The organism is Arthrobacter terrae (assembly GCF_015708085.1).
Classification (GTDB): domain Bacteria; phylum Actinomycetota; class Actinomycetes; order Actinomycetales; family Micrococcaceae; genus Arthrobacter_M; species Arthrobacter_M terrae.
The window spans coordinates 1-1,146 of the sequence record NZ_JADNYM010000041.1; the positions used below are offsets into that span (position 1 = coordinate 1).

2 protein-coding genes are annotated in these 1,146 nt (G+C 64.4%); both read left to right on the top strand.

The genetic code is table 11. From position 1 onward, the window contains the following. The coding region (locus IV500_RS20685) for an alpha/beta hydrolase-fold protein (RefSeq protein ID WP_245394858.1) at positions 1-455 on the top strand (455 nt) is incomplete at its 5' end. A gap of 186 nt (positions 456-641) precedes the next feature. Further along, complete coding sequence (locus tag IV500_RS20690) at positions 642-980, top strand: hypothetical protein (RefSeq protein ID WP_196398710.1); 339 nt, start codon at positions 642-644, stop codon at positions 978-980. Positions 981-1,146: the final 166 nt, after the last annotated feature.

Here is a 1,146-nt window from a genome sequence, read left to right on the forward strand (position 1 = left end):
AAAACACCCTCAACGCCGGCCTTGGAGCCGCCAGGAACTGGGCGGTTGCCGGTTTCTCCTACGGCGGGACCTGCGCCCTGCAAATGGCCGTGAACTTTCCCGACGTATACCCGACCTTCATCGACATTTCCGGGGAAAACATGCCCACCATCCCCGCCGGCCACCAAGCACTGCTCAACAGCTACTTCCACGGCGACGCCGCCGCCTTCGCCCGGCAAAATCCCCTGGACGTGTTCAAAACCGGCCACTTTCCCGCCACCGCGGGCATCATCACTGTGGGCGCCGCCGACAGCTTCTACAAACCCCAGGGCGAACAGGTCTACGCCGCCGCGAAAGCCGCAGGACTGAACGTCACCCTGCAAACCCTTCCCGGCTCGCACATTTGGCAGGCCTGGCGCCCCGGACTGCAGAACAACCTCGACTGGCTCATGCAACGCTACGACGTCACACCCTAACCGCCCTGACCCAGCCGCCGGGACATCATCGCGGGTTACCAGGGCCTGGGGTAAGAGAGCACTCAGCCGTTTCTCAACTCTTCTGGGCCTGCTCTCAGGGCCGGTTTGGCACAGTAGAGACATGGCCCCCGCACCGGAGGCCCGGTGTTCACAGGAAGAACGCCACAGAAGAAAGGAAACCGAACCATGAAACTCAAAGCAAAAATCGCGGCAGGCTCCTTGGGGTTTCTGGCACTGATCGGTGCCGGAGCGGGTGCGGCCAACGCAGCCACTCCTCCACCGTCCCCCAGTACCTCAGTGTCCAGCACCCCTGCCCCGTCCAGCGGACCGTCTACTCCCGGCCAGGCGGAGGCCCCGGATGTTGCCGGTCAGGCTGAGGCCCCCGATGTTGCCGGTCAGGGGGACACAGCCGACACGCCGGGGCAGGCCGAAGCCCCTGAGAAGGCCGGAGCCGCCGACACCGGCCCGGACGTCCAGCAGACCGGGGACCATACTGATCCCGGTGACGCCCCGGGCAGTAAGTAAAGGCAGGACAACCAGACCGGCAGAGAGGGGATGCGGCACATTCAGTCCCCTCTTTGCCGGCTCCGGATGTGGTGGGTGAACATGCACAATGTTCACCCACCACAGCTATGTCCGGGCCTTGCCCGACCAGGCTTTCGGGAATCGACTTAACGGGACGGATCCCAGG